The sequence below is a fragment of the Enterococcus raffinosus genome (assembly GCF_001886185.1).
GTDB lineage: Bacteria > Bacillota > Bacilli > Lactobacillales > Enterococcaceae > Enterococcus_A > Enterococcus_A raffinosus.
On sequence record NZ_JXLA01000028.1, the window covers coordinates 34,273 to 59,353 of the forward strand.

The 25,081-nt window shown below is 38.8% G+C and carries 30 protein-coding genes and 1 tRNA gene; 14 read left to right on the top strand and 17 right to left on the bottom strand.

All coding sequences use genetic code 11. The features are described 5' to 3' along the window. Positions 1 to 2: 2 nt before the first annotated feature. The 4 genes from RV13_RS14555 to RV13_RS14570 are packed head-to-tail and all read right to left on the bottom strand — an operon-like array spanning position 3 to position 1,170. A complete protein-coding gene (locus RV13_RS14555; protein WP_060789160.1) occupies positions 3 to 446 on the bottom strand; it encodes a hypothetical protein in 444 nt (147 codons plus the stop codon). Beyond that, entirely contained in the window at positions 446 to 634 is a 189-nt protein-coding gene (locus RV13_RS14560) for a hypothetical protein (protein ID WP_010745803.1), read from the bottom strand. The genes RV13_RS14555 and RV13_RS14560 overlap by 1 nt, the downstream gene beginning before the upstream one ends. Beyond that, complete coding sequence (locus RV13_RS14565) at positions 631 to 963, bottom strand: DUF771 domain-containing protein (RefSeq protein WP_010745802.1); 333 nt, start codon at positions 961 to 963, stop codon at positions 631 to 633. Before RV13_RS14565 ends, RV13_RS14560 begins: the two co-directional genes overlap by 4 nt. 12 nt (positions 964 to 975) lie before the next feature. Further along, a complete protein-coding gene (locus RV13_RS14570) occupies positions 976 to 1,170 on the bottom strand; it encodes a hypothetical protein (protein ID WP_010745801.1) in 195 nt (64 codons plus the stop codon). Between the two features lie 300 nt (positions 1,171 to 1,470). Here RV13_RS14570 and RV13_RS21400 point away from each other — a divergent pair, with 300 nt between their 5' ends. The 4 genes from RV13_RS21400 to RV13_RS14590 all read left to right on the top strand — a co-directional run bounded on the left by RV13_RS21400 (position 1,471) and on the right by RV13_RS14590 (position 4,426). Next, positions 1,471 to 1,851, top strand: a complete 381-nt coding sequence (locus RV13_RS21400) for a helix-turn-helix domain-containing protein (protein ID WP_010745800.1) — start codon at positions 1,471 to 1,473, stop codon at positions 1,849 to 1,851. A gap of 13 nt (positions 1,852 to 1,864) precedes the next feature. Continuing rightward, positions 1,865 to 2,542, top strand: a complete 678-nt coding sequence (locus RV13_RS14580) for an ImmA/IrrE family metallo-endopeptidase (RefSeq protein WP_010745799.1) — start codon at positions 1,865 to 1,867, stop codon at positions 2,540 to 2,542. 82 nt (positions 2,543 to 2,624) lie between these two features. Beyond that, entirely contained in the window at positions 2,625 to 3,212 is a 588-nt protein-coding gene (locus tag RV13_RS14585; protein WP_060789509.1) for a hypothetical protein, read from the top strand. Positions 3,213 to 3,283: 71 nt separating this feature from the next. Continuing rightward, positions 3,284 to 4,426, top strand: a complete 1,143-nt coding sequence (locus RV13_RS14590; RefSeq protein WP_060789508.1) for a site-specific integrase — start codon at positions 3,284 to 3,286, stop codon at positions 4,424 to 4,426. Between the two features lie 68 nt (positions 4,427 to 4,494). On the opposite strand, the gene RV13_RS14595 is transcribed toward RV13_RS14590, so the two are convergent. Beyond that, positions 4,495 to 4,567, bottom strand: a tRNA-Thr gene (locus RV13_RS14595). Between the two features lie 134 nt (positions 4,568 to 4,701). Here RV13_RS14595 and RV13_RS14600 point away from each other — a divergent pair. Then, positions 4,702 to 4,938, top strand: a complete 237-nt coding sequence (locus tag RV13_RS14600; RefSeq protein WP_010745796.1) for a hypothetical protein — start codon at positions 4,702 to 4,704, stop codon at positions 4,936 to 4,938. A 121-nt stretch (positions 4,939 to 5,059) separates the two neighbouring features. Here the strand turns inward: RV13_RS14600 and upp are convergent, their stop codons facing one another. From upp to RV13_RS14630, 6 genes are all read right to left on the bottom strand, one after another. Next, positions 5,060 to 5,689: a uracil phosphoribosyltransferase gene (gene upp, locus RV13_RS14605; RefSeq protein WP_010745795.1), complete on the bottom strand. Its 630-nt coding sequence runs from the start codon at positions 5,687 to 5,689 to the stop codon at positions 5,060 to 5,062. 157 nt (positions 5,690 to 5,846) lie between these two features. After that, on the bottom strand, positions 5,847 to 7,088 hold the full coding sequence (gene glyA / locus RV13_RS14610; protein WP_028020363.1) for a serine hydroxymethyltransferase: 1,242 nt from the start codon (positions 7,086 to 7,088) through the stop codon (positions 5,847 to 5,849). A 68-nt stretch (positions 7,089 to 7,156) separates the two neighbouring features. Beyond that, complete coding sequence (locus RV13_RS14615) at positions 7,157 to 8,170, bottom strand: L-threonylcarbamoyladenylate synthase (protein WP_028020364.1); 1,014 nt, start codon at positions 8,168 to 8,170, stop codon at positions 7,157 to 7,159. A 178-nt stretch (positions 8,171 to 8,348) separates the two neighbouring features. After that, complete coding sequence (gene prmC / locus RV13_RS14620) at positions 8,349 to 9,182, bottom strand: peptide chain release factor N(5)-glutamine methyltransferase (RefSeq protein ID WP_028020365.1); 834 nt, start codon at positions 9,180 to 9,182, stop codon at positions 8,349 to 8,351. Then, positions 9,175 to 10,248 carry a peptide chain release factor 1 gene (prfA, locus tag RV13_RS14625; RefSeq protein ID WP_010745791.1) on the bottom strand — a complete coding sequence of 358 codons (1,074 nt, stop codon included), beginning with the start codon at positions 10,246 to 10,248 and terminating at the stop codon, positions 9,175 to 9,177. The genes prmC and prfA overlap by 8 nt, the downstream gene beginning before the upstream one ends. 3 nt (positions 10,249 to 10,251) lie before the next feature. After that, positions 10,252 to 10,833 (bottom strand): thymidine kinase, encoded by a 582-nt coding sequence (locus RV13_RS14630; RefSeq protein ID WP_010745790.1) that lies wholly within the window; start codon positions 10,831 to 10,833, stop codon positions 10,252 to 10,254. A gap of 210 nt (positions 10,834 to 11,043) precedes the next feature. Between RV13_RS14630 and RV13_RS14635 the strand changes: the two genes are divergently transcribed. Continuing rightward, on the top strand, positions 11,044 to 12,579 hold the full coding sequence (locus RV13_RS14635; protein WP_028020366.1) for a YfcC family protein: 1,536 nt from the start codon (positions 11,044 to 11,046) through the stop codon (positions 12,577 to 12,579). A gap of 15 nt (positions 12,580 to 12,594) precedes the next feature. Here the strand turns inward: RV13_RS14635 and RV13_RS14640 are convergent, their stop codons facing one another. After that, positions 12,595 to 13,053 carry a MerR family transcriptional regulator gene (locus tag RV13_RS14640; protein WP_028020367.1) on the bottom strand — a complete coding sequence of 153 codons (459 nt, stop codon included), beginning with the start codon at positions 13,051 to 13,053 and terminating at the stop codon, positions 12,595 to 12,597. An 81-nt stretch (positions 13,054 to 13,134) separates the two neighbouring features. On the opposite strand from RV13_RS14640, the gene RV13_RS14645 reads away from it, so the two are divergent. The 4 genes from RV13_RS14645 to RV13_RS14660 all read left to right on the top strand — a co-directional run bounded on the left by RV13_RS14645 (position 13,135) and on the right by RV13_RS14660 (position 17,598). Further along, a complete protein-coding gene (locus RV13_RS14645) occupies positions 13,135 to 13,866 on the top strand; it encodes an SDR family oxidoreductase (protein WP_028020368.1) in 732 nt (243 codons plus the stop codon). A gap of 113 nt (positions 13,867 to 13,979) precedes the next feature. Further along, positions 13,980 to 15,377 (top strand): TrkH family potassium uptake protein, encoded by a 1,398-nt coding sequence (locus tag RV13_RS14650; protein WP_060789507.1) that lies wholly within the window; start codon positions 13,980 to 13,982, stop codon positions 15,375 to 15,377. A 189-nt stretch (positions 15,378 to 15,566) separates the two neighbouring features. Continuing rightward, positions 15,567 to 16,919 carry a Mur ligase family protein gene (locus RV13_RS14655; RefSeq protein ID WP_028020370.1) on the top strand — a complete coding sequence of 451 codons (1,353 nt, stop codon included), beginning with the start codon at positions 15,567 to 15,569 and terminating at the stop codon, positions 16,917 to 16,919. Beyond that, a complete protein-coding gene (locus RV13_RS14660) occupies positions 16,912 to 17,598 on the top strand; it encodes a type 1 glutamine amidotransferase (protein WP_028020371.1) in 687 nt (228 codons plus the stop codon). The genes RV13_RS14655 and RV13_RS14660 overlap by 8 nt, the downstream gene beginning before the upstream one ends. Before the next feature lie 40 nt (positions 17,599 to 17,638). On the opposite strand, the gene manA is transcribed toward RV13_RS14660, so the two are convergent. From manA to RV13_RS14675, 3 genes are all read right to left on the bottom strand, one after another. Then, positions 17,639 to 18,589 carry a mannose-6-phosphate isomerase, class I gene (gene manA, locus RV13_RS14665; protein WP_028020372.1) on the bottom strand — a complete coding sequence of 317 codons (951 nt, stop codon included), beginning with the start codon at positions 18,587 to 18,589 and terminating at the stop codon, positions 17,639 to 17,641. An 87-nt stretch (positions 18,590 to 18,676) separates the two neighbouring features. Beyond that, complete coding sequence (locus RV13_RS14670) at positions 18,677 to 19,708, bottom strand: serine hydrolase domain-containing protein (RefSeq protein WP_028020373.1); 1,032 nt, start codon at positions 19,706 to 19,708, stop codon at positions 18,677 to 18,679. A 137-nt stretch (positions 19,709 to 19,845) separates the two neighbouring features. Then, positions 19,846 to 20,667 carry a VOC family protein gene (locus tag RV13_RS14675; protein ID WP_010745781.1) on the bottom strand — a complete coding sequence of 274 codons (822 nt, stop codon included), beginning with the start codon at positions 20,665 to 20,667 and terminating at the stop codon, positions 19,846 to 19,848. Positions 20,668 to 20,968: 301 nt separating this feature from the next. On the opposite strand from RV13_RS14675, the gene RV13_RS14680 reads away from it, so the two are divergent. Both RV13_RS14680 and RV13_RS14685 read left to right on the top strand, forming a co-directional pair. Further along, positions 20,969 to 21,277, top strand: coding sequence for a rhodanese-like domain-containing protein (locus tag RV13_RS14680; RefSeq protein WP_028021304.1), 309 nt, complete (start codon positions 20,969 to 20,971; stop codon positions 21,275 to 21,277). Between the two features lie 98 nt (positions 21,278 to 21,375). Then, positions 21,376 to 21,996, top strand: a complete 621-nt coding sequence (locus tag RV13_RS14685; protein WP_010745779.1) for an NAD(P)H-dependent oxidoreductase — start codon at positions 21,376 to 21,378, stop codon at positions 21,994 to 21,996. A gap of 36 nt (positions 21,997 to 22,032) precedes the next feature. Here the strand turns inward: RV13_RS14685 and RV13_RS14690 are convergent, their stop codons facing one another. Then, positions 22,033 to 23,196: an AI-2E family transporter gene (locus RV13_RS14690; protein ID WP_060789506.1), complete on the bottom strand. Its 1,164-nt coding sequence runs from the start codon at positions 23,194 to 23,196 to the stop codon at positions 22,033 to 22,035. Between the two features lie 12 nt (positions 23,197 to 23,208). After that, positions 23,209 to 23,553 carry a PTS glucitol/sorbitol transporter subunit IIA gene (locus tag RV13_RS14695; protein WP_010745777.1) on the bottom strand — a complete coding sequence of 115 codons (345 nt, stop codon included), beginning with the start codon at positions 23,551 to 23,553 and terminating at the stop codon, positions 23,209 to 23,211. 106 nt (positions 23,554 to 23,659) lie between these two features. On the opposite strand from RV13_RS14695, the gene RV13_RS14700 reads away from it, so the two are divergent. Together RV13_RS14700 and RV13_RS21060 are read left to right on the top strand one after the other, a co-directional pair. Continuing rightward, complete coding sequence (locus RV13_RS14700; protein WP_028021303.1) at positions 23,660 to 24,679, top strand: lactonase family protein; 1,020 nt, start codon at positions 23,660 to 23,662, stop codon at positions 24,677 to 24,679. Between the two features lie 13 nt (positions 24,680 to 24,692). After that, entirely contained in the window at positions 24,693 to 24,854 is a 162-nt protein-coding gene (locus RV13_RS21060; protein WP_169794381.1) for a hypothetical protein, read from the top strand. The last annotated feature ends 227 nt before the right edge of the window (positions 24,855 to 25,081 follow it).

Genomic DNA, 25,081 nt, shown 5'->3' on the forward strand with positions numbered 1-25,081 from the left:
GACTAGCCCTCTCCCGCCACTTCAACAAGTTCAACTCTTTCACGAGCTAAGTCGTCATACAACTTCGACAGTTCATTTGCATATTCTCGCGCTTCAACAAGTTTCCAATGTAGTTTTTTACCTTCTTGATAGTAGTCCTTATACATTTTGCTTTTTTCCAAGTCCTGGACCACCAAACGTGCCTTAACCAAAGCTTCGTAGCTGAGTTTCAGGATTAATTGTTCCCGTCGGTAATTCGTTAAGGTTTCAGAATCATCCGAAAATACGCTTGAGTTAACTGATAGATTTACAACGATCTTTTTGCCATCAACAATTTTGTATAGCCTTTGGTTTGCACCTTGAAAATACTCACCTTCGCTTGTGTTGTAATAGATAACAACTCCCGTATTGGTCATTTTCCACACTTCGATATTATTATCGAAGAAATATTCTTGAACTGGTTCCACTATGATCGATCCTTTCTCTGAAAAATATTTGCTATGGCAACAATTCCCAACAAAGCAAAACCTGTAACCCATGCCTTGAAAAGAAATGCTGTAACCATTGCACCTGTTAAAATTGCCTTTTTCGTTTTCCGGTTTGCTCTTTTTTGCGCGACGTCTCTTGGTAAGAAAAACTCAAAATCTTGTCTCATGTTTCCCTCCTCAGGTACTTCCAAAGCTCATTATCAATAAACTCAATCAGTCCTTGTGACTTGAATAGCCAGCGATCACTTTGAGAATATGGATAATAAACCCATCCGCCATTTTCTACATCAAGCTTTTTGATTAATGAAGGATTATTTAAAATGTTGTCTTTAAGCCAAGTTGATGATCGATTTGCTCTCGCTGAAAAATCTTTCATTGTAAAAGTTTGACCGGCAAATTCTTTATCTTCTAATTCCTTTAGCCGGACCCTCTCGACAAGAATTAAATTATCAGGAATATCAATAGTCACTTTGGCTTCGATTTGTTGAGTTGCCATTTCCTCCCTCTCCTATCTAATTCGAAAATCCGAAATAATTTTTAAAACTAATTTGTTAGCTGCAGTTGAATTTTTTAATTTCCCTGTCAAATAGCTGGTTACGTCCTGCTTTGTCATTCCGTAATACACTGCAATATCAACGATTGTTGTTCCTGATTCTTCGATAAACTTTAAAACCTTCTCACGACCATTTGTTGATTCTGGCATGTTTCCACCTCTATTCATTTACAGTTTAGTAAGATAAATAGTAAGAAATCTAGTTTAACTATTGACATTTTTATAGAAAACTATAAAATGAAATCATAGTTAAATAAGCTTGGTTAAACCTATTAAATTGACGTTCTAAGTTTGGCGACCTCGAATTGTTTATTTTAATTAGGTGTCTTTCCTTTTGCTTTTTTCTTACTATTTATCTTACGAGGTCTATATTATAGCAAACTATAAATTCAGTCAAGTGTTTTCTATAGTTTTCTGTAATTTAGTTCTTCGACGAAAGGAATCGTTGATATGACAGTCTTTGAAAGAATTAAAAAATTGGCTGACGGACAAGGCATAAGTGTTTCAAAAGTAGCTACTGATCTTGGGTTTAGCGAAAATCTTTTTTATCAATGGAAAAAAGCGAGCCCAAAATCTGACAGATTAGAAAAAGTTGCAGACTACTTTGATGTTTCCGTAGACTATCTACTGGGAAGAACCGATGACCCTCATTTCACTCCTAGCCACATTGAAGACGAAGATGATTATGAAAAAGAGCTTATTATGATGTTCAGGAAAGGTGAAAAAGAAGTTGCTCCTGAGAAACGTGATCTTTATAGAAAACAAACTAAGGATCTTATGAGTTTTATTTCAAAAACCATGCAAGAATTAGACGATGAGGAAAATGAGTAGCTCGGGAGTGTAAATGTTGGAAGATTTAAAAGGCAATCGCTTGTCACTTATTAATTTATTAGTTAATCAGTTTTTGTTGAAAGAAAATATTGAACCTGAAGAATATACTTTCTCTGATTTTATATCTTCTTATATTAAAGAAAACAAAATCAAGATAATCTCGGAAATTCCAATAATTGATGAGGAGTTTTTTCTTGGGGTTACTGTTAGGAGTAAAAAAAGTATTTGCATTTTTCTAAATCCTGATGTTTTTAAAAGACGTTTTAACTTTAGTACTTGTCACGAGATAATTCATTGTATCTTCGATATGAATATGAAAAAAAAGACACAAAAGTTTTTCAACGTTGACAATAATCCTTCTTTCTATAACGAAGAAGAGTGGATTCTAGAGAAATTAGCTAATGGTGGAGCAGGTGTAATAATGCTGCCTGACATTAAGTTAGTAAAATATATGAGAAGCAATAAATCATTTCGCTTGATTTCAGACGAATGTCATATCAGTCAGCAAGCTCTGTATAATCGATTTATCGATTTTGGCATTTACAGTTGCGGAATGAGTGAAATAACAGCTGTACGAGCCACTAAAAATTTTCAATATCTTGGTGATCGAACATTATTTAGGATGTATCTTACAGGCGTTCATTCTACACGAGAGAAACAAATTATTTATGATTACGAAAACTCAATTTAAGTAGCTCGTGCTGCAACACGGAACCTTCTCTTCTTCTGAGCGTTTACAAATTAGTATATAAAAGAAATGAGGAATAGTTAAAATGAAAAAAATTTGTTTAGTGGTTTTACCTTTATTATTACTTACTGCATGTTCCGGTAACAAAGAACAAGCGAAAAATTCAAGTAGTTCATCTACCACAGTAAGTTCTATTGAAAAGGCATCTAATAGCAAAGAAAAACAAAATAGTAGTTCTACAGCTAGTAGCTCAAGTGACAATAATGTTAATATTGATAAGTTTCAAGAATACCTTTCGACAAATCCTAAAGATTTTGAAAGCTTTGTGGATCAATACTACTCAATTACCCCTACTACTGACCAATCAAAAGTATTTTCTAAATTGATAAAAGGAAAAACTTTCACCTTCACTGGTACTGTAATTGAACCTATGGGTCAACGAATTGCCGTTATTGCTGATAATAAATTTTCTAATCAGTCTTGGACTGATTCAGTCTCTACTAGTCCGTCAGCATCATACGTAATCTTTGTAAAAGATTTAAATAATACAAATGAATTTAATATCGGTGATAAAGTAACATTCACTGGAATTATGAGTTCAGCTGGCGCAAACTTTGATTCTATGCACACTCAATGGGATATGACAAACGGTAAAATGCAAAAATTGCAATAAAGATTAGCCTTCGGGCTTTTCTTTTTACACAATTTCAGAACATACTGTCCACGGAAAGGGCTGATATCAGGGTGGCAAGATTTGTAAAACGTGGGAAAACATGGCAATACGAAATTTCTTATAAAGACGATGATGGGAAATATAAAAAGCTTCGAAAAAGTGGTTTCTCAAAAAAAGGAGAGGCTATAGCAGAAGCTGGGGAAATAGAATCAAAACTTGCTAAAGGTCTAAAAGTAACAAGTAAAGATGTTCTTCTTTCTGATCATTTCGAACAATGGATGAATGTCTATAAAAAAGGGAAAGTTTCAGATGTCACATTCAGGAAATATAAAAATACTTTGATGAATATAAAAAAGTATTTTCCAGATGATACTATTAAAAAAATCTCTAGAACGTATTACCAAGAAATCATAAATGAATTTTCTAAGGAACATGCTGATGCCACCGTTGAACGTTTTAACACTCAAATAAAGGCAAGTCTAAGAAATATCGTAGATGAAGGTATTATCCCTTTTGACTTTACAAAAGGAGCTGTCATCAAAGGAGAGGCTCCAAGCTTGAGCGAACAAGATAAATTTTTGAACTTCACAGAATTTGAAGCATTAGTCAATTTGGCAAAAGAAAGATTAGATGCTCACTTTGCTTCTAGATTTATGATTGTTGTTGCTGCGGCAACTGGATTGAGATTCGGCGAATTACTTGGATTGACTTGGGATCGTGTGGATTTAAAACGTGGAAAAATATTCGTGGATCGCGCGTGGGATTACACGGAGACTCATGGCTTTGTACCACCAAAAAATGAGCAGTCTATTCGAAAAGTACCCTTAGATAGAGAAACAAATGAGATTATGAAGACTTTCAAAAAGGAACAAAAAGAACTATTCAAAAAAATGAAAATCAAACCTAAATATGACTTTGTTTTCTACAACGCAAAAGAAGGATTGATTTCAAACAATGCTGCTAACAAAAAACTAAAAGAACTCCTAAGACAACTGAAAATTGATACTCCCCTCACTATGCACGGATTAAGGCACACGCACGCCTCTGTTTTAATATTTAAAGGGGTTAACATTATGGCAGTGTCAAAACACCTAGGACACAAAAATTTAGCTGTCACAATGGAAGTTTACAGTCATGCAGTGAAAGAACTAGAAGAAAGAGAAGATGACCACATTAAATCAATTTTCGATGAAATATATGAAAGTCAAAAGTGATTTGGCACACGTTTGGCACAAAAGAAAAGACAAACCTTGATATAATAAGGTTTGTCTTTTAGTTTAAATGCCAGCTGCAGGATTCGAACCTGTGACCTACGCGTTACGAGTGCGTTGCTCTACCAACTGAGCTAAGCTGGCATTTCGTACAAGAGAAATTATAAAAAACTTCTGCGAAAAAGTAAAGTAAGATTCTTCTCAAAAAGCGATTACATGAAAAAAACTTGAAAACATGCTAAAATTAGGTATGTGATAAAAGGAGGCGTTCGAAATAGATGGCTACATTTGGTAAAATAGAGGCACACGTTGATCCTTCCGAAGCTGGGAAAAAGTTTCCCGTAAAGACACACGTCATGTTCACTATTCGCGGTCAATCTCAAACTGGGGTGGTCGCTAAACAATTGAAAAACGCAGCAGTCATTGAAATCGATGAGAAGCAAGACAATGAAGACTTAATTACTCATTCCAATGGCGTTGTCGTCGTCAATTATAAACAAATGAAAAAGATTTAGATCCTCAATCGCAACAGGCAGTACGGAGACTTCCGTGCTGCTTTTTTTATCTAGTCTTCACATTCATACAGCAAAAAATAAAAAACGCGAAAGCAGGAAATTCCTGCCTTCGCGTTTGTACTTATTTTGTTCCGAATAAACGGTCACCTGCGTCTCCTAGACCAGGAACGATATAGCCTTGATCGTTCAATTGATCGTCTAACGCTGCGGTGTATATGTCAACATCTGGGTGTGCTTCCTGTAATGCTTTAACGCCTTCAGGTGCAGCCACTAAACAAACAAATTTCATGTTTGAAGCCCCACGTTTTTTCAATGAGTCAATCGCCATGATTGCTGATCCACCTGTCGCTAACATTGGGTCAACGATAAATAATTGACGACTATCGATATCTTCTGGCATTTTGAAGAAGTATTCATGTGGTTCCAACGTTTCTTCGTCACGGAACATGCCAATATGCCCAACTTTTGCAGCAGGAATCAATTCTAAGATACCATCTACCATGCCGATACCCGCACGTAGAATCGGTACGATCGCAACTTTTTTACCAGATAAAGTTTTTTGAGTAGACAACGTGATCGGTGTTTCGATCTCGATATCTTCTAATGGCATATCCCGTGAAACTTCATACGCCATCAACATCGCGATTTCATTTACTACTTCACGAAACACTTTCGTTCCACAGTTTTTATCACGAATAATCGTTAACTTGTGTTGGATCAATGGATGATCAATTACTTGAAACTTGCCCATAATAAATTGCTCCTTATTCATTTTAATAGAATCATTTTTCATGCCTTCTATCATGTCTCTAAGGTATAGATAGAATTAAATCTACTAGCTAGAGAACCTGATATCCTGCACTCTGCATTTCTCCTAATTATAAGACAACTGCTATAAGAAAACTAGTCTAATGTGCATGAATCGGATGAGAATCTGTTAATTCTAAAACGGCTTTGCGAATCTCTGATAGTTTTTCCTCGTCCCCTTTTGAACGCAGGGTTTCAATGATTAATTCAGCGACCTGCTTTGCATCCTTTTCTTCAAAACCACGACTAGTAATCGCTGGTGTCCCAATTCTGATCCCACTCGTTTCTTTGAAGCTTTTTGATTCAAATGGAATAGAATTCTTATTTACGGTGATGTGCACACTATCCAACAATTCTTCCGCTTCGCGTCCAGTAACATCAAAACCTGTAACTTCAAGCAGTAACAAATGGTTGTCGCTCGCTCCAGAAATCACCCGTGTTTCAGGTGATTGGTTAAAGACTTTGACCATTGCTTGGGCATTTTTTAGAACCTGTTCACTATATTCTTTAAACTCTGGTGCTAGCGCTTCTTTAAAGGCAACAGCTTTTCCTGCGATTACATGTTCTAATGGGCCGCCTTGCAATCCAGGGAACACTGCGCTATTAATTTTTTTCGCTAAATCCGCATCATTTGTTAAGATCAATCCGCCACGAGGCCCACGTAAAGTTTTATGAGTTGTTGACGTTACTACATCTGCATAAGGTACTGGGTTGGGATGTAGACCTGTTGCGACTAATCCAGCAATGTGTGCCATATCAACCATTAATTTCGCATCCACTTCATCAGCGATTTCTCTGAAGCGCGCAAAGTCGATGGTACGGCTATACGCACTCGCACCTGCTACGATTAATTTAGGTTGATGTTTCCGTGCCAAAATACGAACAACTTCATAGTCGATCGTTTCTGTATGAGGATCCACGCCATAGCTGACAAAATTATAGAGCTTTCCACTGACATTCACAGGTGAACCATGTGTCAAATGTCCTCCAGCGGATAAATCCATTCCTAAAACGGTATCTCCCGGTTGGATCAATGAGAAATATGCTGCTTGGTTGGCTTGAGAGCCTGAATGAGCCTGTACATTTGCAAATTTTGCATCAAATAATTCCTTCGCACGATCAATTGCCAAATTTTCAACAACATCGACAAATTCACAACCGCCATAGTAACGGCGACCAGGATAGCCTTCCGCATATTTATTTGTTAAGACGCTCCCCTGTGCCATTTGTACCGCTTCTGACACGATATTCTCTGAAGCAATCAGCTCAATATTTTGTTCTTGACGCTCCGCTTCATTTTCAATTGCTCCCCATAGTTCGGGATCTAGTGCTTTGTAATCCATCCCAACGCCACCTTTCAATTTTCTGATTTAAGTATACGAAAGTTTCAACAGATAATCGAATCTTTTGTTTACTTTTCGCTAAAATAATTTTGAGCTGCCGCTTTCTTCAAACGATTCATATAGGCCAATCCTAAGTGATCTTCAGGAAAAACCTCAGCAAAGATAACATCGGACTTTTTAGCCTCATCCAAGGCACGTAAGCCACTAAACAATCCTCGAGTAGCCGCCTCAATGGTGTCCTCTTCAAAAACAAAACGATCCGCTGAAGTGTATTTGTTAGCAGTCGTTGGTGTCACCAACAAACCAACTTTTTTATCCTTCGCTTCAGCCCACTCCATCGCCTTTTGCCAATCTTGAGGTTTGATCATTAAAACAGATGTCTCAGGCGAATAATGTTTATATTTCATTCCAGGTGCCTTTGGTGTTTCGCTTTCCTTAACCAAGTGCTTATCCAATGGCACTTCTACGCCTAAAACTTCTTGCAAGGCTTCTTGTGTCACTGCTCCAGGTCGTAAAATTGTTGGCTGGTCTCCGCTTAAATCTAAGACTGTCGACTCTACACCGATTTCTGTCGCTCCATCGTCTAAAATCCCGGAAATTTTTCCACTAAGATCATGGTAAACATGTAAAGCAGTCGTTGGACTTGGCTTCCCTGACGTATTTGCACTTGGTCCTACTAGTGGCGCTCCTGTTTTTTCAATTAAAAATAATGTTTTTTTATTATCTGGCATTCTGAAGGCTGCTGTGGATAACCCTCCCGTAACAACAGGACTCAAACTCCCCGTTTTGATCTTAAAAATCAAGGTTAATGGTCCTGGCCAAAAATGTTTGATGATTGTTTCAGTTAACGGGTGATAGCTCTCAACAAACTCTTCTGTCATCGAAAAGTTCGCCACATGAACAATTAATGGATTATCACTAGGACGCCCCTTAACTGCAAATACTTGCTTCACCGATTCGGCTAGAAGCGCATTAGCACCGAGTCCATAGACCGTCTCTGTCGGGAAAGCCACCAACTCTCCATTGCGCAATAACGCTGCCGCTTCCTCTATTTGATCTGATTGAAATATTTTCGTTTCCACAGCTTCTCCACAGCTCCTTTTTCTAACTTTCCTTATTTAAATACTTTCTTTTTCTACTTATCCCCGAGGTGTGGATAATCAAGTTGTCAAGTGTGCATAACCATGTTGATAACTTTTTTTCGCTCGTAAATCCCGTCAATTCAATGTTCTTTTATTATTTTGTTTGATAAAAATAATTTTACGCAATCACGACCATACGATCATTTCCAGACATATCTTGGTGAATACTTACCTTTTTTTCGGGGAAGGCCGTTTGAAAAATTTCCTTTACCGCTATTCCTTGACGAAACCCAATCTCTAAAAAAATCATGCCATCTATTTTTAGATGATCACGACTTTCCAAAGCGATCTTTTGGTAAATAGCTAGCCCATCCTTCTCAGCAAAAAGCGCCGTTTTGGGTTCATAAGTTCGTACACTTTCATCCATTAAATCCCACTCGTCTTGACTGATGTAAGGAGGATTGCTGATAATGACATCGTATTTTTCAGAAGTTCCCGATAAAACATCACTTTTCTTAAAATCAATAACTGCCTGCAGCGTCTCCGCATTTTCTTTTGCTACTTTTAGCGCAGCTGCGGATATATCAACAGCGGTTACCTGCCACATTGGACGCGCCAACTTTAAACTTATTGCAATTGCTCCCGTACCTGTCCCAATGTCAATAACGTTTTTAGACTCACGATCGTTATTCATGGATAAGCACAAAGCCACCAGTTCTTCTGTCTCTGGTCGTGGAATCAATGTATCTTTGGTGACTTTAAAACGATGATCAAAAAAATATTCATAGCCCAGCAAGTACTGAGGAGGAATGTTCTCCATCAGTCTGGCTAAATCTTTTTTTATCATTGCTTCATCCGAAGAGGAGATTTCCTCCCGCATGTGAAGCAGCCATTGTGTTTTATTCCAATTTTTGCGGGCTAAAAATAGGTATTCGATCGCATAGCCCTCTTTGCCAGAAGCTTCTAAAAAAGAAGAAGCCCCTGACAGGACTTCTACATAAGTTTTAGCCATTTTGCATCTCTTCCAGCTTCGTGGTTTGATCATACATAATTAAGGCATCAATAATCTCATCCAGCTTACCTGCTAGGATCTGATCTAATTTTTGAATGGTTAGGCCGATACGATGATCCGTCACACGATTTTGTGGAAAGTTATACGTACGGATACGTTCGGAACGATCTCCAGTACCGACAGCTGATTTACGGCTTGCATCATATTCACTTTGTGCTTCTTGTTGAATCTTATCATAGACACGAGCACGTAAAATCTTCATTGCTTTTTCTCGGTTTTTGATTTGAGAACGTTCATCCTGCATAGCGACAACGATCCCCGTTGGAATATGGGTTAAACGAACGGCCGACGCTGTCTTATTGACGTGCTGTCCACCAGCACCTGATGCGTGATAAATATCTGTCCGAATATCCTTATCGGCGATATCAATTTCAACTTCCTCTGCTTCCGGCATCACCACGACAGTCGCAGTCGATGTATGAATACGTCCTTGAGATTCCGTTGATGGAACACGTTGCACACGATGCGCGCCGCTTTCGTATTTCAGTTTTGAAAAGACGCTGTCGCCTGTAATCATCATGATGACTTCCTTGTACCCGCCGATTCCAGTTACATTGGCCTCCATGACCTCTGTTTTCCAGCCTTGGCTTTCAGCATACTTCTGATACATGTTGAAAAGATCCCCAGCAAATAACGCTGCTTCGTCACCACCAGCGGCTCCGCGAATTTCCATAATGATATTTTTATCATCGTTCGGGTCTTTTGGTAATAGCAGAATCTTGATCTCATCTTCTAAAACTTCTTTTTCTTTTTTTAAGTCTGACAGCTCTTCTTTTGCCATCTCAGCCATTTCAGCATCTAAGTTCTCACCTAGTAACTCCTCAGCATCACTGATTCCCTCCACCACTTTTTTATAGCGGCGGTAAGTTTCTACTGTATCGCGCGTATTGGCTTCTTCTTTTGAAAGCTGCATGAAACGCTGGGTATCACTGATGACTTCTGGGTCACTCAATAATTCACCTAGCTCTTCATAACGATCTTCAATTGCTTGCAGTTGATCGTACATGGATTAGTTCTCCTCCTTAATTTCTGGATGTAAATAATGTTTGCGGCAAACTGGGTAATAGGCTTCATTGCCCCCAATTTGGACCTGATCGCCTTCGTAAACTGGGCGACCATCAATATAATGCAGATTCATCGTTGCCTTTTTATGACAAAACCAACAAATCGTTTTTAATTCTTCTAATTTATCCGCATACAGCAGTAAATATTTCGATCCTTCGAACATCTCATTACGAAAATCATTTTTCAAGCCAAAGGCCATAACCGGGACATCTAAATCATCCACGACTTGTGCCAATTGCAGGACATGTTCTTTTGATAAAAATTGAGATTCATCAATCAAGACACAATAAGGTTTGTAATCGAGACTTTTGATGAATTCAAAAATATTGGTTTCAGAAAAAATCGGTACTGCTGGGCGACTTAAGCCGATCCGACTAGAGATGTTCCCCACCCCTTCGCGTGTATCTAAGCCACTGGTCATCAGTACTACCGGTTTATTTTGTTCTTCATAATTATGGGCGACTTTCAATATCTCGATCGTCTTCCCGCTATTCATTGCACCGTATTTAAAAAAAAGCTGGGCCATTTCATGTCACCTTTCCCTTTTGTTCCTATCGTATTATAGCGGAAAAGCTGGATTATTTACAGTAATAATTTTCATTAAGTAATCTCTTAGAAGAATCCTTGCTGATTTTCCAGAAAGTCACAGGCGATCTTTTTAGGATTATAAGCCTTCAGTGCTATACTTTTTAATAGTAATTATTTTTTATTAATACAAACTATAGGAGGCTTTTTCATGGAACAATCGGACAAAAAGAAACGGCGCAGTTTTCCTTCCGCGTACACAGTCATCATCATTGTATTGATTATGGTTCAGGCACTAACCTTTTTCATCCCTTCTGGAAAATACAGTACCCTGACCTATGACAGCGGAAAAGACCAATTCGCCATCACCAATGCACAAGACAAAACAGTCATGGAGCCAGCAACGCAAAAAACATTAGACAAATATGATATTCATATCAAAGTCGACAAGTTTCGCGACGGAACAATCTACCGGCCTGCAGCAATTCCAAATTCTTACGAGCAAATCAAAAAACCAAAACGTGGGATAACAGGAACCATCACTCAGTTTTTACGTTCTCAAGTTCAAGGGATTACTGAAAGCGTCGATATCATGATCTTTATTCTAATTTTGGGCGGCGTCATCGGCATCGTCAATGCCACCGGAGCAATGGATGCTGGCATGATGCGCCTTTCAGAGAAGCTCAAAGGAAAACAAAAATGGCTGATCGTAATCGTCACTACGTTAATCGCAATTGGTGGAACAACTTTTGGACTAGCGGAAGAAACCATCGCTTTTTATCCAATCTTGATTCCGATCTTCTTATTAGCAGGTTATGATACCTTAACGGCTGTCGCCACGATCTACTTAGGGACGGCCATCGGGACAATGAGCTCCACCATTAATCCATTCTCCACGGTTATTGCATCGAATGCCGCGGGGATCAGCTTTACTGATGGCATGCCCTTACGTATTTTGATGTGGATCGCCGCTGTCGGTATTTCGATTCTCTACACGATTCGTTATGCCGAAAAAGTACGCTTGAACCCCGCAGCTTCTTTAGTCGCTGAACAGGCAGTGAGTGATCGCGAACGCTTTTTAGGTGGACAGGATCGTGAAAAAAACGCTGATTTTACCAGACGTCAAAAATTTTCATTGATCGTTTTTGCCCTAGGTTTTGTAGTTATGATCTATGGTGTCCAGCAGTTAGGTTGGTATTTTACTGAGATCGCTGTAGTCTTTTTAGCGGTAACCTATGTCTTAGCTTTTGTCTCCGGCTTAGGGGAGAAAAAATTCATCGACAGTTTTGTTACAGGTGCGGCTGATCTTCTTGGTGTTGCTTTAATCGTCGGTTTGGCACGTTCTGTCGGTATCGTGATGGAAAATAGCTTCATCAGCGATACAATCATGAATTTCTTTAGCAACGCAATTAGTGGCATGAACAACGTTATCTTCATTTGGTTTATGTTTCTTGTTTACATTATCTTAGGCTTCTTCATCCAGTCTTCCTCTGGGCTAGCCGTATTATCAATGCCGATCATGGCGCCTTTAGCGGATGTTGTCGGAATTGATCGTGCATTGATTGTAGATGCCTACAATTGGGGCCAAGGCTTGATTGGATTGGTAGCACCAACGGGGTTGATTCTTGTTTCTCTATCTGTAGTCAACGTTGGGTTTGATAAGTGGATCAAGTTTGTTACCAAGCTATTAATCACGATTATTGTTTTGATCCTCGCCTTCCTAGCCATTGGTGTATTGATCTCTTAGTAAAAATCCTGGATCTTAAACGGATCCAGGATTTTTTGATGCTAAATATTTTTGATGCCACTTGCCATCAACTTGCCGGGTCCCCTCTTTGAAGAAAACTTCTTCCGTTCCTGCTTCATTGGCGGTTTGATAGTACCATTTTTTCCAGCGTAAAAAATCAAGCTGTGTTTGTAAATCATAGATTTTTTTCTCCAATGCTGCTTCTTGCTCGATCATAAATGCATACCGCTGTGGCAATGTCTCGTCGCCTTCTACACACCAGTCCATGAATTTCGCGATTTCCTTAACAGGAATTCCTGAGCGTTTCAAACAGTCGATTACTTCTATATAGCCCAGATCGTCTTCAGTAAATTCTCTACGACCAGCATTATTCTTCTTTACAAAAGGTAATAACCCTGCTTTATCATAGTATCTTAGGGTATCCTGAGAGATCCCATACATTTTAGTAATATCACCAATCAAAAATTTTTTCATTTTCCATACTTCCTTCTTGACCTGGAGTTAACTCCAAGTAGTAGAGTAAGTCTATCATAATTTTGAAAGAAGGCAATTTTAATGGAAAAATCTTTAATCGTCATTACAGGTGCAAGTTCTGGCTTTGGTGCAGAAATCGCTAAACTTTTTAATCAGGCAGGTAACCCACTGCTTTTACTCGGTCGTCGGACTGAAAAAATCGAGGCTCTACCGTTAAATTTTGACAACGTCATGGTTGAACGGGTTGATGTTACTGACTACCAAGTCTTTGAAGCAAGCATCAAAAAAGCCGAAGCAGCTTTTGGACCTGTCGATCTTCTAGTCAATAATGCTGGGGTCATGTTGTTAGGAAATGTCTTGACTCAAGATCCTAAAGAATGGCAAACCATGATGAACACGAACGTAATGGGTGTGTTAAATGGGATGCAGATCGTTCTACCTGGTATGAAAGAGCGCAAACACGGAACGGTCATTAATATGTCTTCACTTGCCGGAAAGAAAACTTTCACTAATCACGCGGCCTATGTTGCTTCAAAATTTGGCGTTCATGGTTTGAGCGAAACGATTCGAGAAGAATTATCTGGTGACAATGTCCGTGTTTCATTAGTTGCTCCAGGCGCTGCTGAAACAGAATTATTAACCCATGTCACCGATCAAGGGGCTTTAACTGACTATCAAGCTTGGAAAGAAGGCATGGGCGGTATCACACTTAACCCTGTCCACGTAGCTGAAAGCGTCAAATTTATTTATGATATGCCTCAAGAGGTCACTATTCGTGAAATTGACATCGCTGCAACTGCACAAGATAATTAACAGACATGAACACCTTCCTTACTCCTGCCAAATCGGTGGGAGTTTTTTTTATTGAAGCATGCTATACTGTCTCTATTGTTAAAATTTCGAATAGATGATTTAAGGAGTGCCCCATGAAGTTTGATCGACGAATAAGTTTTCTCAAAAAGAGTTGGAAAAAAATCAATAATCGTTTTTCTTCGATTCAGATCATTGTCTTCTATTATTTGGCCATGACAGTTCTTTCATTGATTTTATTTAGCTTGCCTTTTTTTCGTGAACCCGGTTCTCACGTGTCTTTTTTGGATATGCTTTTCATGGCGATTTCAACCATATCGGTCACAGGGTTAACGACCTTTGATATTAACTCGGTCTTCAATGACGCTGGCATCCTTATGCTGGAGGTTTTATTCCATATCGGCGGATTAGGAATCATGATGATCACTACCTTCTTTTTTATTGTTTCTAAGCGTCGAATCACCTTAAAACAGCGACAGCTGATTATGACGGATATGAACCAGCCTCGACTCAGCGGCATCGTCAATTTAATTCGTATTACTTTTACGATGCTGCTAGCAATCGAGGTTATATTCGGAACGATCTTCTCTATTTATTTCTATTTGGCTGGATACTATCATAAACTCTCAGAAGCCATCTTCTTTGGCTTTTATCAGGCGATTTCGGCAGTGACAAACTCTGGCTTTGATGTCACCGGCGAATCGATTATCCCTTTTTCTCATGACGTGTTCTTTATCGTAACGATTATGGTATTAATTTTTATCGGCGGCATCGGCTTCCCAGTCTTGATGGATTTTCATGGATGGATTTATCATAAAAAATCTAAGTCACGGATTCCGTTTCGTTTTAGTCTATTTTCAAAAATTGCGTTACTGGCATTCTTCGTGCTGTTTATCGGAGGAACTGTAGCCATTTGGCTGCTGGAAAAAGACCACAACTTCTCCAATATGAATTTATTTGATCAGTGGTTGAACTCTTCCTTCTACTCGATGACCACACGTAACGCCGGCCTACAGATTCACGATCTGAATCTCTTCCAAAATACGACATTGATCATTTTCTCCTTATTGATGTTTATTGGCTGTTCACCAAGTTCTGTCGGTGGAGGAATTCGGACGACGACAATTGCAATTATTGGATTGTACCTCTATTCCTTCTTAAAAAATGAAAATGGTATTAATATCTTCGGGCGGAAAATCGCGCAGGAGGATGTTCGGAAATCGGTGGTGGTCTTTATGCTCTCTGCAGGCATGTGTCTCTTTAGTATCCTATTTTTGACCGCAACAGAAGATCACTCGCTTATCTCAATCATAGTAGAGGTTACTTCAGCATTTGGAACGACGGGCCTCTCCTTAGGGATCACCGATGATCTTTCCAACACAGGCAAGATCATGATCGCTATTTTAATGTTCATTGGTCGTGTGGGTATGCTGTATACATTGATGCTATTCGTTCCGAAAGAAACACAAGACTTAGGCTATGAATTTCCAGAAGAAAAGATTATTATTGGCTAGGAGCAAAAACTTGCTCCAGCCTTTTTTTGTATGTGGTATTCTACACTTTGATGAAGCAAATGAATGATAAACAAAATATCTTTCAAGAAGGATACTGCTGTAATCATTAAGAAAAAGGAAAGCTATTTAAACTTTTTTTTCAAATATGATAAGATGAATTAAATTTGTTACAGACATGGAGGATGTGTAATGGGGTTACGAAGTCAACTGGCAATCTCGGCCGGCAAGACCGCCCAATGGGTATTAAAAACGTTCTTTAAAGGAGGATCCAGTTATCCGGGTCAGCTTGCTTTAAAGATGGATCCGAAAATTTTAGATACATTAGTCAAAGACTATAAAGTCGTCGTTGTTACGGGAACCAATGGAAAAACGTTGACGACCGCTTTAACAGTAAATATTTTGAAGCAGGAATTTGATTACGTACTGACGAATCCAACGGGGGCTAATATGGTTCAAGGGATCGTTTCTACCTTCTTAAACGCGAAGGGAAAAAAAGGCGGAAAGAAAATCGCTGTTTTAGAAATCGATGAGGCCAGTTTGAGCAAGGTGACAGAATACATCAAGCCTGAACTGTTCTTATTCACAAATATTTTCCGTGATCAGATGGATCGCTACGGTGAAATCTATACAACGTATAAATTAATCGTGGATGGTGCTGCAAAATCACCGAATGCGCCGATTTTGTGCAATGGGGACTCTCCCATCTTTAATTCATTGGAAACAGTTAATCCAAGAAAATATTATGGCTTTGATCATCTGCCTGATAAGGATCAAGATGCGCACTATAATACAGATGGGTTGCTTTGTCCGAAATGTCAGCACATTTTAAAATATAAAATGATTACCTATGCCAATCTTGGAAAATATTATTGTCCAAACTGCGGGTTTCATCGACCAGAATTAGATTACAAATTGACTGAGATGAAGGCAATGGATAATAAATCTTCAGAATTTATCATTGACGGGCAGGATTATAAAATCGAAGTCGGTGGTATGTACAATGTCTATAATGCCCTCGCCGCAACTGCTGTAGCTGAATATTACGGTGTGTCAAAAGAAAAAATCAAACGTGGTCTCGGATATGATGAAAAAGTCTTCGGACGGCAAGAAGAATTTGAGATCGAGGGTAAAAAATGTACACTGGTCTTGGTAAAAAATCCTGTGGGTCTGAATCAAGTTATTGATATGATTGGTTTAGCACCGTATCCTTTCTCATTAGTATCGCTTTTGAACGCCAACTATGCTGACGGAATTGATATTAGTTGGATCTGGGACGGCAATCATGAAGCATTTGCTGAGATGGACATTCCCGCAGTGATTGCTGGAGGCGACCGTCATACTGACATGGCTCTTCGCTTAAAAGTCGCAGGCATTCCTGAGGATAAATTGACCGAGACAGAAAGCTTGACGGATGTCATCGAAAAGATCAAACTATTGCCGACGGAACACGTGTATATCCTAGCGACCTACACTGCCGTCTTACAATTACGTAAAGAATTAGCCCAAAAAGGCTACATTGATGGAGGTATGGATCGTGGCTAACTATGAATTGAACTTAGCACATTTATACGGAAATTTATTAAATACCTATGGTGATAACGGAAACCTTCTAACCTTGAATTATTACGCGAAACAAATGGGCATCGAGCTTCACTCAGAAATCGTAAGTATTTATCAAGACTTCGATCCTGATAAGTATGATTTTGTTTTTATTGGCGGCGGTCAAGATTATGAGCAGGTGATCGTATCCAAAGATATTCAGGATAAAAAAGAAGATTTAATCAAGTACATCGAAAACGATGGGGTCATCCTATCGATTTGCGGAGGCTATCAATTATTAGGACACTATTACATTGGTGCAAATGGTGAAAAAATCGATGGGATCGGGGCCCTGGATCATTACACATTAAGCCAAGACAACCACCGCTTTATCGGTGATATTGAGATCCACAATGAAGAGTTCGGTGAGACCTATTACGGATTTGAAAACCATAACGGACGGACATTTTTAGGAGAAGGCGAACGACCTCTAGGCACGATTGTCAAAGGAAATGGCAATAACGGCGAAGATCAAGGAGAAGGCGTCATTTACAAAAATGTTTATGGCTCTTATTTCCACGGACCGATCTTAGCCCGTAATAAATCTTTAGCTGTGCGTTTACTCCACACCGCATTAAAAAATAAATATGGCGAAGACGTCATACTTCCAGAATTACCATAAAAAATGACCATCAGCTTCTCGCTGATGGTCATTTTTTTCTTTATTTCGTTCCTGGCGTTGATGCGATTATCTTCATCTCGCCTTCAACTTTCCATTCTGTGATTTGAGCTGGTAGAATACAGCTTGTTCCAGGCTTCATTTCATAGCTTTGACCGTCAACGATCAAGTTTCCATAGCCTTCAACAACGGTTACTAGTGTATAGTCGCCCTCTTTTTTAAGAGAAAGCTCACCAATAACATCCCATTCATAAACGTTAAAGAAATCTGTTTTTAGGTAAGTGATCACTGATGAGGTTCCTTTTTTACTTTCAGAAACCTCTAGTTCAGGACTAATTGCAGGAACTGTTGTGACATCAATAGATTGTTGGATGTGTAACTCACGGGTATTCCCTTGATCATCTTTGCGATCGTAGTCATAAACACGATAAGTTGTATCCGAACTTTGTTGCGTTTCTAAAATCATGATTCCTTTACCGATCGCATGGATCGTTCCGCTTGGTACGTAGAAGAAATCTCCTTGTTTAACAGGGACACGGCGCAATAAATCATCCCAACGTTCTTCTTTGATCATTGCTGCCAACTCTTCACGTGTGGTTGCGTTGTGTCCGTAGACAATTTCCGAACCTGGTTTTGCATTAATAATGTACCAGCATTCTGTCTTTCCTAATTCACCTTCATGTTCTAACCCATAGCTGTCATCAGGATGAACTTGGACCGATAAATCATCCTCCGCATCTAAAATTTTCGTCAACAATGGAAAGACATCCCCTTCAGCGTTTCCGAATAATTCACGATGTTCGCTCCAAAGATCACTAATCTTCCAGCCTTTATATGGGCCATTTTCTACAATACTAACGCCATGAGGATGTCCGCTGATCGCCCAATCTTCTCCAATTTTATCGTTAGGAATATCAAAGCCAAAAACGGTGTGTAATTGATTACCGCCCCAAATTTTTTCTTGAAAAACTGGTTTTAAAAATAATGGTTCCATGATTCTTGCTCCTTTTTATTCGATTTATTTTCAAGTCTAATACTACTCACCTAGTCCAATATCATTCGATTGGGTTCTCTTTTCTCATTACTTTTGATAGTTTTTCATCCGCTCATTTAAGTAGCAGTTCAAAATCTCATCGCGGTGAGTAATATAGCTTTCTCGATGATCTTCTAAGTGTACACGGTTGGATAGAAAAATGAAGGCAGATTTTTTTATGATGTCCAGCATCAAAAAAGTCCCTGTATACCCTGTATGAAAAAGTAATGGTGTTTGATCCAATGGACTGAATTTCAAGTCCCACCCAATTGAACGTTTTCCTTTTTTGTTTGGTGTCTGATCGTTAAGTAAAGCTAAAATTGTCTTGTCATGCAAATAAATAATATCGCTAACACGTCCAAGATTCAAATACATTTTTGCAAATTTACTTAAATCTTTCACATTCGTAAAAAGACCTGCATTGCCGGCATGCTCAGCCAAGACTCGAGCTTTTGGATCATGCGTTACGCCTTTCAAAATTGTCCCGTTAGGAAGCTTTTCTGTCGGAACGATTTTATCCTCTAACGACTGTGGCAAAAAGATACTCTCTAACAGACCAAGCGGCTGTAAAACTTCCTCCTTGAATACTTCGATAACGTCTTTTTGATAAAGCTCTTCAATCAAAAAGCCTAGCAAAATCGTTCCCGCATCTGTATATTGAACCACTTCTCCAAGTTTGTCCCCTGGTTGAAGAGTTAGATAGGCCCCACGTAGTTCTTGCGCATCCAACTGGTCACGATTCGGTATATAGGTCTGGATATTCGATGTATGGGTCAGCAAATGTCGAATGGTAATCGTTTCATTTTGAAATTCTGGTAATAGTTCGTGCAGCGATTGGTCCCAAGAGACTTTCCCTTCTTCTTTGAGCTTTAGCATCACCGTCGTCGTACAGACCACTTTTGTTAAAGAGGCGACATCAAAAAGAAAATCTTCCTGCATGGCAAGCTTTGTTGGTTCGATTTGTGCAAATCCGTAGACTTCTTCTTCCTCTTGCTCGCCTTCGATAAAACGAAGGACTGCACCAGGAAAAACACCGTCTCTCATTTTTTCTTCAATTAAATGACGTGTTTCAGGATACATGACCGTCCTCCTTAAAAATATTACCCAAAAAAGTATAGCATAAAATAAAATTTGAAAGCTTCGGACAATTAAAAAAAGATTTTATTTTTAGCCAGCAGCCATATATAGAAAAAAACCGCGATTTCTCGCGGCTTTTATTATTTCAATACGAACCACCATTCGATGCCTGCTGCATCGTAAAGGGTAATCAGTGATTTTTTCTTATCACAAAAATAGTCTAACTGTTCTTCAGCCAAGTGCTGACGCAGTTCTGACAATGTCTCCTTCGAGACTTTAAATTGTAGGAAATCTAAACCTAAAACTTTGTCTGTTGGTAAATCAATTGTCCCACCAGTAGCTGCTGTTAACCCTACATTAAAATCGCCCCTGTTCAAAAGAGAGGCTTCATCGCTCTCATCATGCACCTTCAATCCCAGAATATCTTCTAAGAATGATTGCTGCTTCTTCAAGTCACTCACATTTAAGTGAACCTTGTCAAAATAAGCACCATGAATTTTTTCCCGCTTTGTAGCCTTGGTTAACAATTCGGTAAAATCGATTTCGATCGGTTCCGAAGTTGAACGTTCCTTGCTAGGAGCATAGAAAATTTCAATCTCATTTCCTTCAGGGTCTTCAAAGAGCAAGCCCTTTTCATCATCCGCCTGCAAGGCAGATTTGACTGGATAGTTTTCTTTTTCTGCTCGATAATAAACGTTCGCTAATTCTTCTACATTAGGCACAACTAGTGAAAAGCGGTGCATCTTTTTTATTTCTCCACGATGTTCATCTGCCCGTGGGCTTTCTTCCAACCAAAGCAATTCGCTGGCTGGATCTTTATATCCTAGAATTGCCAATTCATTTTCTTCCCGCAATAAATGTAAGCCAATAATATCACGATAGAAGTGAATCAATCCGTCACGATCTCGTACTCGAATAGCGATCGTTTTTAAATTAAGTTTCCCTAAATGAAAATTTCCCATTATTCTCTTCCCTCCGTCACTACCATTTTAACGATGCGATCGGTTTCGCGCAAGCAATATCATTTTATAAATAATTTTAAACTCTGGGAAAATTTTTCACTGTTCTTCTACCAAAGAATAAATGATTTTCTATGAATGCAAGAAAAATGCTTATCAATATTTTCTCTAAATAAAAATTTTTTGAATGTTTTCTTTACTTTTCATCAAATTCCAGTAAAATGACTATGATAACACTTGTAATAAGACAATAAATATATTAGAGTTGAAATCAATCTTAAGAAAGAAAAGGCTGTTGAGAAAAATGAATTACTCAGTAACAACAAAAGAATTTATGATGCTTGCCGCGAAAGAACCCTTGGATGTTTTGGACTTGAGAGACCCTGATTTAAATGATTCCTTTGAGCTATCAGAAGGATCAAATGTCACCCGTATTCCGCTAACCCAATTGCCTAATCGTTTAAGCCAACTTGACAAAGGTAAAACGTATTACCTGTTCACTCAATTTGGTGGTCGTTCAAAAACGATGGCGCAATTTTTAAGAAATGAAGGCTACCAAGTAGTAAATGTGATTGGTGGAACTTCTGCGTATAAACAATATCTAGCAAGTTAACAAAAAATGTTTTTAATGTTTGCATTGAGCAAATAAATTGTCTGTTTTAGATATATTGTGTACGATTCGTTTGTAATTAAATTTAAGGAGTGCTAGTTTTGGCAAATGTTTTAGTAGTGAATGCGCATCCGTTAGCCGCAGAAGACTCACAAACTGTAACTGTTTTGGACACTTTCATTAAGGCCCATCAAGAAAGTCATCCTGAAGATGTTTTCACCATGTTAGATTTGTATTATACAGATATCCCCGAAATTGACGGCGACCTGCTATCGGCTTGGAAATCGCTGCAAAAAGGTGCTGATTTTACAGAATTAAGTAACGTTCAACAAGAAAAAGTTCGTGTTTTCAATGAATTTACTGATCAATTTTTAGCTAGTGAAAAAATCGTCATCGCCAATGCTTTATGGAATCTAAATATTCCAACAAGATTAAAAGCATGGTTTGACACAATCAACGTCGCAGGTAAAACCTTCAAATATACGGCAGAAGGTCCAACCGGATTGATTACAGATAAAAAAGCTCTTCACATACAATCAAGTGGCGGTACATATAACGGTCAAGATTTCTCTGCACAATACGTTAAAGGAATTTTGAATTTTATCGGTATCTCTGAATTTGATTCCATTTATATTGAAGGTGCAGACTATGATCCATCGAGAGCACCTGAAATTATGGAAGCGGCTAAAGAAAAAGCCAAAGCATTGGCTGCTCAATTTTAGCAAACCCATGCTTTGAAACACAAAAAATCCTGTCGATTACTCGTCGACAGGATTTTTTTCTTCGTCCTCATAAAGGTTTGAAACTCCTTTGTACCATTCAAATACATGAATAGCGATAACCTTCGCCACGGCGTAAAAGGGAATCCCTAAGATCACACCAGCGATACCAAAGATTTTCCCAGCTGTTAACAATACAAACATGATTGTTACTGGATGAATTTCTAATTGATTCCCCAAGACCAATGGTGAAACGATTCGACCTTCGATTGTTTGCTCAATCGCAAAAACAATAATCACTTTAATCAACATAATCGGACCAGTAACAATCGTAATGAACACGACTGGTACCATGGCCAAAAACGAACCCAAATACGGAATCAAATTCAAAAATCCTGCTAAGATTCCTAATGTGATAGCATAATTCATTCCTACTAAAGAGAATCCAATAATGAACATTACCGCCACTGCGAAAGCCACAGTCAACTGTCCGCGAATATACGAAGCCAACTGGGAATTCATTTCAGTCATCACTCTCAGTGTTGGTTTGCGTGTCTTTGTCGGTAGAAACTTAAGGATATATGGTGCTAACTGATCGCCATCCTTTAATAGGAAAAACAAGATGATCGGCGCGGTGATCAACGCAATCACCACGGTTGCAAGAGTCGACACAACGCTTCCTAAGCCCTGTAGCGTCACACGAGAAATATTTTGAGCAGTCTCTGTTAAGGATTCCAATATTTTCTGCAGACTATTATCAATATGCTGCTGAAATGGCTGGAAGGCTGGATCTTTGAAGATCTCACTTATCTTGTCACTAATCGTATCAAAATATCCTGGCAAGCTTCTCATCATTGAGCCCACTTGTTCCCGAATCTGAGGAATAATAACCACGATCCCCCAAATGATTAATGCCACAACGGCAATAAATAGTAACACGATCCCTATCGTTCGCTTGATGCCCTTTCTCTCTAAAAAATTGACAACTGGATTCATTAAATAATAAAGAATCCCCGCAATTACCATCGGCAAGCCTACGATAGCAAAAAATTGTCCAACAGGCTCAAACAGATAGGATACTTTTGTAAAGACCAACGCAATCAACAGCAGCAACAATACGATGATCAGTGCCACAACCACTTGACTGTTTAAGAACCATTTCCAAAACCAAGAGGTCTTCTGCGTTAATTTCTTTTTATCCACTCACTCACGCTCCTACTGATAACTGATTTTCATTCCGACTTCCAATTTAGGAAGCTTTTCCGGGGTAACATATATCCCGTTTGGAATCGCGCCAACTTCTTCTTGAAAGAAAACAGTCGCATGTCCAATTTCATTTAGATTTTCATTCGCTAATGGTCCTACCCCATTTATTTGATAGCTTTGATCGCCAAAAATAAGTTGTCCGCCTTTTTTTAGCTCAACCAATTCTTCATTAATTTTCTTTTGAACGATCGAAACATCCAACAAGTCTGGCGTGATGCTCTCACCAAAAAGAACTAGAATGTTTTCATCGTTAATCGCATGTTTTCCAATTTGAGTAATTTCTGTCACTGTCATATGTCACGCTCTTTTCTTGTTTATTTTTCAATTATATCACAAAGTTAGCGCTATCCAAGTGGGAATAAACTTGCTAAAATGGACATAGAATGAAGGAGGTTTTTTAATGATTCACACGATTACTTTAGGCACATACACACGACGCATTAGTCAAGGTATTTATCAAATTGAGTTAGATACTGCGAAGGAGACATTAAACAACTTAACATTAGTAACAGAAGAAACCAGCCCTACCTACCTTACGAAGAGTAAGCAGCAGACCCTATATTCTGTGACCAGTCGCGAGGGAAAAGGCGGACTTTCCAGTTATGATTCTCAAAATAAATTTTTGAATGCAGCCACAGAAGAAGGCGCTGCACCTTGCTATGTTGCGGTAGACGAAGCCCGTCAATTAGTATACGGCGCAAATTACCATAAAGGTGCATTGAACACATATAAAATTCAACCTGACGGTTCACTTGAAGCAGCAGCGTCTCTTTTCCATAAGGAACCAACAGGCCCTCATAAAAATCAAGACAAGGCGCATACCCACTACACAGATTTGACACCGGATCAACGTCTAGCTGTGTGTGATCTAGGTACTGACCGTGTCTATACGTATGATGTTACTGAAGCTGGTGAGGTTGAAGAAGTTGCTGTTTACGTTGCGGAGCCTGGAACGGGACCGCGTCATTTGGTATTCCATCCTAATAAAGCTATTGCCTATCTTTTTGGTGAATTGGACAGCAGTGTTAGTGTCTTGTCCTACGATGAAACTGACGGCAGCTTTACTCAAAAACAAAAAGTTTCCACCTTACCACAAGATTTTGATGGTGAAAATGGTGGAGCAGCTATTCGTGTTTCTAATGATGGACGGTTCTTATACGCATCAAATCGTGGTCACAACTCTATTGCAGCCTTCGCAATCGCAGAGGATGGCTTAAGCGTTGAGACTATCCAAATCATTTCTACTGAAGGTGATTTCCCTAGAGATTTTGCTTTGAGCCCAGATGGTGCTTATGTTGTCGCAGCAAATCAGAACAGCGACAATCTTACTCTTTACCGTCGCGATAAAGAGAACGGTTTATTGACAATGATTCAAAAGGATGTTTTTGCTCCGGAAGCTGTTTGTGTGTATTTCGGGTAGAAAGGAAATGATTATGGACAAAGAAGCAGTGATTGAACGATTAAAAAAAGATCTGGATCTGCCTAATTTTAAAGGGCGGTTAGAAGAGAAAGAGTATACTGAAGAGGAGTATCAAAAAGTCAAGAACGACCTAAATGATTACTTCGAAAACTATGTAAGAAATATTGAGAATTAATATTTTAAAAAAGGCTGACCAAAGTGAGTTTCACTTAGTGGTCAGCCTTCTTTTTATTTAATGAATAAAATCGTTTCGATTATCTAGTAAAATATTCGCTACGTACATCAGCAGACAAGCATTCTTACTGACTCAATGATTATCTTCACATCAGATAAACTGCTAAAAGCAGAACTCGCAGCTAACTCATTTTAAAGGATTCATTTTTGAAGACCGCAAAAATGAGT